At 42.5% G+C, this 10,413-nt stretch carries 10 protein-coding genes; 4 read left to right on the forward strand and 6 right to left on the reverse strand.

All coding sequences use genetic code 11. The annotated features are described in order from the left end of the window. Positions 1–9: 9 nt before the first annotated feature. The gene (rbfA, locus tag FM019_RS17425; protein ID WP_143837241.1) at positions 10–450 is read left to right on the forward strand and encodes a 30S ribosome-binding factor RbfA; all 441 of its coding nucleotides are present in this window, start codon (positions 10–12) and stop codon (positions 448–450) included. Next, entirely contained in the window at positions 450–1,403 is a 954-nt protein-coding gene (truB, locus tag FM019_RS17430) for a tRNA pseudouridine(55) synthase TruB (RefSeq protein ID WP_143837242.1), read from the forward strand. The genes rbfA and truB overlap by 1 nt, the downstream gene beginning before the upstream one ends. Positions 1,404–1,646: 243 nt before the next feature. On the opposite strand, the gene FM019_RS17435 is transcribed toward truB, so the two are convergent. Continuing rightward, on the reverse strand, positions 1,647–3,974 hold the full coding sequence (locus FM019_RS17435) for a M20/M25/M40 family metallo-hydrolase (protein WP_143837243.1): 2,328 nt from the start codon (positions 3,972–3,974) through the stop codon (positions 1,647–1,649). Positions 3,975–4,194: 220 nt separating this feature from the next. Here FM019_RS17435 and rpsO point away from each other — a divergent pair, with 220 nt between their 5' ends. Further along, positions 4,195–4,464 (forward strand): 30S ribosomal protein S15, encoded by a 270-nt coding sequence (gene rpsO / locus FM019_RS17440; protein ID WP_143837244.1) that lies wholly within the window; start codon positions 4,195–4,197, stop codon positions 4,462–4,464. Between the two features lie 69 nt (positions 4,465–4,533). Here rpsO and FM019_RS17445 read toward each other — a convergent pair whose 3' ends face one another. From FM019_RS17445 to FM019_RS17465, 5 genes are all read right to left on the reverse strand, one after another. Next, a complete protein-coding gene (locus tag FM019_RS17445) occupies positions 4,534–4,941 on the reverse strand; it encodes a GFA family protein (protein WP_143837245.1) in 408 nt (135 codons plus the stop codon). A 49-nt stretch (positions 4,942–4,990) separates the two neighbouring features. Beyond that, positions 4,991–5,305, reverse strand: coding sequence for a hypothetical protein (locus FM019_RS17450; protein ID WP_143837246.1), 315 nt, complete (start codon positions 5,303–5,305; stop codon positions 4,991–4,993). Continuing rightward, positions 5,295–5,516, reverse strand: coding sequence for a DUF3820 family protein (locus FM019_RS17455; protein ID WP_143837247.1), 222 nt, complete (start codon positions 5,514–5,516; stop codon positions 5,295–5,297). The genes FM019_RS17450 and FM019_RS17455 overlap by 11 nt, the downstream gene beginning before the upstream one ends. Further along, positions 5,503–7,338, reverse strand: a complete 1,836-nt coding sequence (locus FM019_RS17460; protein ID WP_143837248.1) for an ABCB family ABC transporter ATP-binding protein/permease — start codon at positions 7,336–7,338, stop codon at positions 5,503–5,505. The genes FM019_RS17455 and FM019_RS17460 overlap by 14 nt, the downstream gene beginning before the upstream one ends. 75 nt (positions 7,339–7,413) lie before the next feature. Then, a complete protein-coding gene (locus tag FM019_RS17465) occupies positions 7,414–9,036 on the reverse strand; it encodes a response regulator (RefSeq protein WP_143837249.1) in 1,623 nt (540 codons plus the stop codon). 290 nt (positions 9,037–9,326) lie between these two features. Here FM019_RS17465 and FM019_RS17470 point away from each other — a divergent pair, with 290 nt between their 5' ends. Then, a complete protein-coding gene (locus FM019_RS17470; RefSeq protein WP_143837250.1) occupies positions 9,327–10,103 on the forward strand; it encodes a ThuA domain-containing protein in 777 nt (258 codons plus the stop codon). The last annotated feature ends 310 nt before the right edge of the window (positions 10,104–10,413 follow it).

Genomic DNA, 10,413 nt, shown 5'->3' on the forward strand with positions numbered 1-10,413 from the left:
AGCATCAGTATGGCGAGAGAATTTTCCCGAACTGAACGTGTAGGGCAGCAAATACATAAAGAAGTTGCCAGTATTTTCCAAAATGAATTTAAAAATCGAGATCCTCGTTTGGGTCTGGTCACTGTGGCTAGCGTTGAAGTGTCTAGAGACTTAGCTCATGCAAAAATCTATGTGACATTTTTTGAGACAGACGAAGAGAAACTTAAACTCTTTAAACAAATCCTTGAAGACAACAAAGGCTTTGTGCGTTCATTGTTGGCCCGCAGAATGCGCATGCGCGCAGTGCCTGCAGTGAAGTTTTATCTGGATACGTCAATTACCGAAGGTATGCGTATTTCTAATTTGGTGTCGCAAACCTTAAATGAAGATAAAGAGCGTGCAGCTAAAGCGGGTCGTGACCTGGATAAAGAAAATGATCTGCAAGACGATGGTCAGAGCGACAAAGAATAATGGCGAGAAAGCGAAAAGGTCGGCCGATAGATGGCATTGTGTTAATCGACAAACCCCTTGGTTTATCATCGAATGATGCACTGCAGCGGGTCAAACGAGCCTATAACGCTGCCAAAGCAGGCCATACGGGCGCACTAGATCCGTTGGCTACGGGTATGTTGCCAATCTGTTTAGGAGAGGCCACCAAGTTTTCACAATTTTTATTAGATGCTGACAAAACCTATTCGGTTACTGCAACCTTAGGCGTTCGAACAACAACCTCTGATGCCGATGGCGAAATTGTTGAAACTAAACCCGTAGACGTGACAGCTACACAGATAGAAGATGCTTGTTCGTCCTTTTTAGGGCAGTCCAAGCAAGTCCCTTCTATGTTTTCAGCGCTAAAACACCAAGGTAAACCCTTATACTTTTATGCCCGTCAAGGTATTGATGTCCCTCGTGAAGCCAGAGACATTACTATTTTCGCTCTTACTATTGAGCGGATTGAAGGGAATGAGGTTGATATGTTGGTGCATTGCAGCAAGGGAACTTATATACGTTCACTGGTCGATGATATCGGTCAATTATTAGGCTGTGGCGCTTTTGTTAGTCGGTTACATCGAACACAAGTGGCCGATTACCCAGCGCAAAATGTGATTACAGTTGACGCATTACAGGCGATGCGCCAGGAAATAGACAAACAGGAAATGGATCCTCTCGATAATCATAGTTTTGCCGCCATGGATGCCTTGTTGTTGCCAATGGATTCAGCGGTTTTGTCCTTGCCGTCGGTAGAATTGGATGAGGAGTCGGCAAAATTCTTTAACAATGGAAACCCCGTTTTCAGTCAATCCAGCCTTTCCATGGCCGCCGAGACTCAAGTAAGAGTGTATAGTCAGTCGCTTTTTTTAGGCGTCGGGTTTATCGATAACGACTGTAAAGTTGCTCCAAAACGACTGGTTGTCAGAATTTAATAAATAACCCCAATCCCGGATAAGCAACGCCTGTAAGCACCGCTATTTATCCCCCTATCTTGGTTGTTCATTATGCGTTTAGAGCGACTAGACAACATAATTCTCGCCTTGATAAGGGAATAAATCACGGCACTTACCTTTTAACAACCAGTATCAAAGTGACGGTAGCTTCTATGTCATTGAAAAAGCTATAAAAACTAAACTATTCCGACATTTCTTATCCAGAATTGGGGTTAAATACGTTTAGTCTATGCGCTGGCTTATGATTGTTGCATCGGTATAGCGAAACGGCGTAAGCATTATGTGCTCAGGCCTGGGTTTAAATTCAGGTAGTTGGCGAGTTAAGTCAAACGCTGTTTCAATCAAGCGAAATTCAGGTTGTTTATCACTTCGATAGGTCATGCTAATCGAGATGGGCTGCATTTTTGTCACGACATAGCGAAGCACAAATCCCGGCCTTTGTTGTCTATTGGTCCTTTTAAACTCCTTTCCCTGCAAAGACATCAAATCAACAGTAATCGCCTCAGAGCTACTTAATTGAACGAAATTGAGAGACCTTTTTGGCGTGATTTCGAGTGACAAAGTCATGCTACCATCTTCATTAAGCTTACTTTTAGAAAAGAAGCTGGCACTTTGCAGATTGAGCGGTAAGGTATCCTTAGCGAAAGTTGGATGCCGCCATGGTGTAATAGGGTAAACATCGCGCAAACCGGATATGTCAGTATCATTTTGTGTAAAAAACTGCTGATTAAAGCTATCTAAATGTTTGTCGTAGGAGAAAAGAAAAGCGCGACTTTGTTCGGCATCAAACAGGTAGTTGACACCACTAGGTTTTTTCTGGTCGACATTATATTGTGCGTGCAAACCCACACCAATAAGGCTTATCAAAGCACCTGCAGTCATAAATAGTTGAATACTGCGCACCCCTTTTAATAAAAATATGAGCGGCAAAAATGTCATGAGCACTAATACGCTCAAAACGGTAGCGATGCTTAAACTGCTCAGACCCAGTCCAATAACAAAGACGGGGATCTGTGGGGTGATTAGGACCAGGCCAGGAATGGACAACAAACAGATCAAAATGGCTTTGTAATTGGCGCTTAAGTCCTGATTTGTTATCAGCCACAGTATCAGCAATGAACTTATCGCAATGACAATAAAAAAGCCTGCACCTGTTAAATACACGGCAATCAGCAAGTTAATTAATAACCAAAATAATACGATTCCTGAATACCATTCGGCTGCGCGCATTTGTGCGTATTTGGTGGTGATCCAGCTATAAAACCAAGCACTCGAGCTCATTGCCAGCAATATTCCAAAAGCAATAATATAGTGACCGCTATAGGTAAAGCCTTGCCGAATATCAGCAAACTGAGGAAACCACCAAACTAGAAACCGCCAGCCAGCCCAGCCTACTATGACTGCTAAGGTGATGCATACGATTACGGGAATTATCCCAAGAAATAAATGCTTAAGGGATAATTGATTGTTTTTTGCCCGCCAACCCACCATCCCCAAAAAGGCGATTAGGGCAAGAAGTGCCATTGGCAGCACCCAGGAAAAGGGGTAATCGATGATCCCCAGATTAGCAAAATTTACATATACATAATCAGTGTTCGAATCGAGGGTGGTTAAATCAGCCGAAGCAAAGTGTGGCACTAGGGCTGTAATATAGTCGATTTGATGATTGAAGCTACTTGGATCTAGCCTGGCTGCGGTGTCCTGAGCGGTATGATAGTCAAAGTGGTCATCGATAAATGCGAAATTGAAGCCATTGATATCACCTTGCTCTCTAAAAATGGTTAGGTCTGTATCGTTGGGGAGCATTTTGTATATGCTATACATAAGCGAGTTTGCCGCAGGATGTTTTATTCCTGCTTGTGCAAAGGCATCAATCAGAGTTTGGTTACCGCCATTGGTTTCGAGAAGCGTGTAACTTGCACCACCCGAACCCCGGGCTTCAAAATTTAGCACTAAATCAATGTTTTTGGCATAGCGGTGCTCAGCGACAAAGGCCTCTGCGCCTAATAGTCCTTGTTCTTCTGCATCAGTTATCACCACGTATATATCATTTGAGTGTTCTAAACCACTTTCAATTAATGTTCTCATCGTTTCGATAATAACCACGACACCACTACCTGCATCGCTGGCACCGTAAGAGGAATAGGTGGAAGAATCATAGTGTGACATAAGGGCCAACCCATTAGGGTTAGTATTTGCCACTGTGGCAGGTTTTTTTGCAATGATATTTTCAACGTGGGAAGCGACAGGGTATTTTGAAGAAAGGGACAAGGTAGATTGCACTTCCACTTGCAAGCCAAGTTCTTGCAAGGCACCAACAATATAGTTCCTGACCTTAGTGTGCTCTGCTGAGCCAGTATAATGAGGAGCCTTAGTAATGTTATTTAAGTGCGACCAAGCATTTTTAGTAGAGTAAGCGGCACTGCCAATTGAAAAATGCTCTTCATCACTAGGGAGCTGAGCTTGCCACGCCCATAAAATCGTTGCCAATAAGGTTAACGTCACAAACAAACTAACTACACTGGACGCTAGCGGTTGAGATTTTGACATGGCATGAACTCAGTTATTTTTCTTTCAGCTTATCGTAAAATCAAAAACTTACCAGTACACCCTAAAAGCGGAGTCTCAAAAGCCTCGATTAAAAACCTTGGTGGAAGCGAATTAATCGCGATAAAACCTTGTATTCCCTTGTCTCATCGCTATAATACGCGCTCTTTTTGGCTCAGCTGAATTAGTGATCGGCGAGTCTTCACTCAATTTGGAGAATATTATGTCACTAACTACTCAAGAAACTGCGACTATCATCGCTGATTACGGCGTAAAAGAAGGCGACACAGGTTCACCTGAAGTACAAGTTGCTTTGCTTACGCACAACATCAACAAGTTGCAAGGTCACTTTGCTGACCACAAAAAAGATCACCATTCACGTCGTGGTCTACTTCGCATGGTTAGCCAGCGTCGTAAACTTCTTGATTACCTAAAAGGTAAAAACGTAGAACGTTATCAAGATCTTATCAAGCGTCTAGGTCTACGTCGTTAATTCGACAACCAACACGGTTGAAACCATGAAAAAGGCGCTTATCTAGCGCCTTTTTTGATCATTGTGACCTCACTTTCGGCTTGGTTCAAAGCGCTCATATCTTGGGAGGGTTGCGTCCATATCCTCCCAATCAGCTTTAGATGAAACGAAATTGTGAGACTTTGGTCGAGCATCAATAGTTGAATCTATACAACCTAACCTGATCCTAATTCGTGTTGTGTCGGCATCATTAGAACTAAATATTGGTGAGCCGCAATTTTCGCAAAAATGGCGTAACCGACCCGGTTTGAAACTGAATGTTTTAAGTGAATCACTACCTTTGGTTATTTGAAAGTCCTCAGTATTTACAAATCCATTGGTGGCGTACGCGGTGCCGCTGTTCTTTCTGCAAAGTGAGCAGTGGCAATGGATAATGTCGGTTATTTGCCCTTGAATCTGAATTGTGACCGCGCCACATAAACAGCTACCTTTTATCATTAATTATCCTTATGTAAAATTTGTCGTTCCGGAATCAGGGAGGAAAAGTTTAAGATTCTCGTTGTCTAAAAAACTCTTCACGTTCTTGTTCGTTAAGAATGCCCACAAAAGGTGAATGACGTCGCAATTTATTCATCATTTCGCTGTCTTCACATAACTGTTTAATTAAACTAGGCATATCGTTTTTCATTTCGATTAGCCCCCACCAATTCAGATACACACTGCGGTAAACCATTCCCGCGGCAAAACGTTGTTCCAGTTTTTCTGCAGCAAGGTCAACTAAATGCGGTTCAGCGGCTAACTTCTCTGCTATGCGTTTGTGAATAGCCAGTAAGTTGGCATCAACTATAGGGTTACTTTTCATTGCTCTCTAACAACGGTTTCAAAAGGGGTTCGAGGCCGTTCAATTTAACTTCGTACATCAATGCTAATTGTTCACCGAGTTTACCAGGCGGAAACCCTTTTTGATGAAACCAGACTAAATAGGGTTCAGGTAGATTGAGCAATGGTCGGCCGGCATATTTTCCAAATGGCATGATTTGGTTAATTGCACGTTTTAATTCATCTGGTTCCATGCTCTGTCACGTCTAGCTGCTTGTTTGAATCTTCGGGATTATGTTTGTTTTGTTGCGTGTTCCACAGCGAAGTGTAGGCCCCATTTTTTGCGATCAGTTGATCATGTGAGCCCTGTTCAATAACCCTTCCTCCATCCATAACCACAATTCGATCGGCATCTACGATAGTTGATAAACGGTGGGCAATCACCAGACTTGTGTGGCCTTGCGAAATCTCGGCTAGCGCATCAAGAATAGCTTTCTCAGACTGGCTATCCAGTGAGGAGGTGGCTTCATCGAAGACTAAAATAGGGGGGCGCTTTAAAATTGTTCGTGCGATGGCGACACGTTGTTTTTCTCCACCGGAAAGTTTAAGTCCCCGTTCACCAACTTGAGTGTCGGTGCCGTCCGGTAAACTGTTTATGAAGTTACGTAAATGCGCCAGATCAATTGCCTGATTCACCTCATTATCGCTTGCTTCAGGGTTACCATATCTGACGTTTTCGAAAATACTGTCATTAAATAAAACCGTATCCTGAGGAACAATGCCAATCGCTTTTCGCAATGAGTGCTGAGAAACATGCTGAACGTTTTGACCATCAATGCATATCTCACCCTGTACCGAATCATAGAACCGAAACAACAATTTCACGATGGTTGATTTGCCCGCACCACTTTCTCCTACCACTGCAACTTTCTCTCCCGAAGCAATATTAAAACTTAGGCCAGAAAGGATAGGGCGATCTTGGCGATAATGGAATCCGACATTTTTAAATTCAATTTCACCTTTGGTAACCTTGAGATCAGCAGCATTTTTTTGATCGGCTATTTTTGGCGCTTTACCTAACAGGCCAAATAGATTTTCGATATTTGCTAATGAACCCCGTATTTCCCGATAAACAAAGCCTAAGAAGTTAAGAGGCATAAATATTTGCATGGTAAAGGCGTTGATCAATACAAAATCACCTATGGTCATGTTGCCTTGCGCAACACCATAAGCGGCTAAACCCATCATGGACGTCATGGCTGTTGCAATAATTAAAGCCTGGCCCGCGTTAAGTGCAAATAACGACAATCGGTTTTTACGTCGGGCGCTTTCCCATCCAGCTAAATCTGAATCATATCGGTTGGCTTCGTAGTGCTCGTTATTAAAATATTTTACCGTTTCATAATTTAGCAGGCTGTCGATTGCGCGGGAATTGGTGTTTGAATCCGCCAAATTAACTTCTCTAACATATTTAGTTCGCCAGTCAGTAGCCTTTACTGAAAAGCTCACATAAATGATCACAGCACTTAAGATAATTGCAGCAAAACTCAGCCCGTAGTTGTAAAACAGCAGGCCAACAACCATTAGTATCTCAATAAGTGTTGGACCGATATTGAACACCATAAAACGCATCAAAAAACTGATGCCACTGGTGCCTCGTTCAATATCACGAGACAAACCACCGGTTTGACGGTTCAAATGAAAATCCAGATCCAGTTTGTGCAAGTGTTCAAAAACCTTAAGCCCGACTCGGCGCATCGCACGCTCAGTGACACGGCCAAACAAGGTATCGCGGATCTCCCCCAATAGAACATTGGCTAACCGCAATGCGCCGTAAGCAATAATGAGTGCTACTGGCACTACCAGTATTTTTTCCGCCGTTGTATTGAGGTTTAAATTATCGACCGTGTGTTTGAGTACAAAGGGCAGGCCAACACTAGCGACCTTTGCGGCAATCAGGCATAGAAAAGCCAAAAATACACGCTGTTTAAATTCGACTAAAAACGGCCATAATTGCTTAAATACACGCCAGTTGAGAGGCGTATTAGGGTCTACGGGAATTCGTTTAGAGCGCATACCATAAAGTATTGAAATGCAGGTCGCAAAAGTTTAACAGGAATTTGGATTTATATCTGTAGGCTATTTTATCGCTTAAACGGTTTCTTGCAGCATTTCTCTGACTTTGTGATAGCGTTCAAATTGCTCATCATTTAAATCACTGTTTTCGATTATTTTAATGCAGCTTTTTATTAATTTACGCAAATTACCGTCTTCTAAGTCGGAGTTTTCATTCATTGCAATCGCTTGCAGTAAGTTTAGCGCAATAGAAATATTTTTAGGCATCACCGTAAATGCTTGCCTAAACACGCGCAATGCATCGTCAAGATCGCCGCGTTTATAGTAGGCTACAGCCGAATTGTTCAACTCTCTAGGGGTTTGTTTTATAGTCAATCGTTCTTGTTTTTCTTGCTTCACATAATGCAAGAACAAGCTGCCTTGAGATTCATCTTTTTTACAGCGGTTTTCGATAACATCGAGTATTTTACTGGATTTCTCATACAAACCCAGTTCATGAAAGGCTTTTGCTTTGTCTAGCAGCGCATCCATAGACTCGGTATCCCAATTCTCTTCTGCTAGCTGATCTAATAATGCCTTAGCGTTCTCTTTTTCATCTTGTAAATACAATAGGCGTGCATCGATAACTTTGATCTGGTCATGCAGCTCAGCTTTTGGAAAAGCTGCTTTGAATTGTTTAACGTATTCATTGGCTTGTTTGAGAAGTTTGTAGGTTTCGCTCTCGTCTGCGGTCATAGCAAAGTCGATGCCCGCCCGCGCGACATTAAGATAGTTCTCGGGTTTGTCGTGAATGGAATCCTTGGCAAATCTAACAATTTTTTTCGCCGCCTCAAATTGGGTTTCGTAATCATGAGTAATGCGTGACAAATCTAACGCAGTTTTATGTCGTCGGATGTTGCGAGGAGAAATTTCGGTCGCCATGACAACACATTCTAATGCCGCGTCGAAGTCTTTTTGTTTTATTTGTAATGCAGAGAGCAAATCATAGGCGGCCAATTGTGAGTCGGACTTAAACGCGAGCTCTAAAACGAGTTTTTCTGCTTCCTCATCATCGTTCAAATAGATAAAGGCGTTAACCAGCCCAAGCTGTGCCCAAGTAAACGGCTGAACATGAATAATGGCTTCATAAAACTCTTTGGCTTGCTCGTGATGACCACATGCCAATAATAATTCGCCTTTGGTTTTTAGTGCTAGGGGGAAAAACTCGGAATTCTTTGGGTCAGCAAGAAATAATTCTACTTCTGCTAGTGCTTTATTGAGCTGTCCACGGCCCATATAGCGATAGATTTTTTTCAGTGCGCGTTTGCGTAAAAGGACTTTTGTTAGCCGTTTATCTAGATCGTTTACCGTGAATGGCTTAGCGAGGAAGTCGTCAGGTTGAAGCTCGACAATACTGTGCACTAAATCAGAGGTGGTGTCGGCACTGATAAAAATGAATGCAGTACTGGGATCCAACTCGCCATTATGTTTAAGTTGATCATACAAATGGTAACCGTCATGATCTTTTTTCAAATTGTACGAGCAAATAATCAGGTCATACTGTTCGTGCCTAATTTGATTCATTGCATGTTGTGCTTTATCCACGTAGGTAATGTTGCTGAACCCCAATTCCTCTAATGAATACTTCATGTATCCTTTCGCAAGAACCTGGTCGTCAACAATTAAAACTTTCGTATCTTTAGAGATTTGTGGATTCATAAGCCAATGATTTTACACGCATGTGATTAGGTTATCGTACTTCTGGGCCGATCTATAAGTGGTTTTTACGTTATTGAATGAATAATTGTGTTTTTATTAGCGCGTGTTTATCTTTGTTGTATAACTTTGCAGCGAGTTGAGTGGTATTTGGGTAATGCATTGCGATTGTTATGTAGTTGTTCTACATGAATGAGCGATAAAGCAGAACAAACTTCATACAACAAAGATAAACACGCTCTAGTTAGCTAATGTTACAAAATACTCAATACAAAACTTTTAGGTAGAAAAATATGAACGCTTTTCTTGCTCGGCTAATTATATTTTCTGTGTTTTTGGGCTATTCAAGTCTGACGCTTGCGAAGCAGTTTAATGTTCTCTTGTTTACCAAAACAGTTGGGTGGCACCACAAGTCGATTAATGCTGCCGTGTCAGCTTTTGAAGAAATGGCAGAAAATCATCATTTCGACTTGGACTGGCAAGAAGACGCCAATCTGATTAGTGATCAAAACCTAGCTCGTTTCGATGTAGTTGTTTTTTTGCAAACTACGGGTGACATACTAAATGCAAAACAACAAGAGGCGATGGAGAGATTTATTCGCTCTGGAAAAGGGTTTGTGGGAATACATAGTGCTGCAGATACCGAATACGATTGGCCATGGTATGGCAAAATGGTGGGGCACCGTTTTGTTATTCACCCGGTGATACAAACGGCTAAATTGAGTGTAATTAATCGTAGCTTTCCTGGACTAGAATACTTTCCCGATGAAGTATTGTGGACAGATGAGTGGTATGAATACGGCCCAGCACTCAGTGATCACCTCACCTACATTATGTCAGTGGATGAGTCTAGCTATGACCCAAAAGCAGATTGGGGTAGGGTTAAAGGAGAGGGAATGGGGGAATTCCATCCTATAGCTTGGTATCAGGAGTACGACGGTGGAAGGGCGTTCTATACTGGCTTAGGCCACATGCCCGCAACCTATGGAAATAAGAACTTTATTGAACATATTTTCGGAGGACTATATTGGGCGGCAACAGGCAAGGGGATGATAAATAACGAACCATAGGTAAGTATTGTTCAAAACATGATTCAGATTAGAAGTATGGTGGACGCTACTGCCGGCTCGGTCTGAAAGACTTGAACCAGTGACCCTCGCCGAATCAATTTTAAACATGGGGAAAGTGGTGGACGCTACTGCCGGCTCGGTCTGAAAGACTTGACCAGTGACCCTCGCCGAATGAATTTTGAACATGGGGAAAGTGGTGGACGCTACTGCCGGCTCGGTCTGAAAGACTTGAACCAGTGACCCTCGCCTAATCAATTTTAAACATGGGGAAAATGGTGGACGCTACTGCCGGCTCGGTCTGAAAGACTTG

The organism is Aliiglaciecola sp. M165 (genome assembly GCF_007197995.1).
Classification (GTDB): domain Bacteria; phylum Pseudomonadota; class Gammaproteobacteria; order Enterobacterales; family Alteromonadaceae; genus Aliiglaciecola.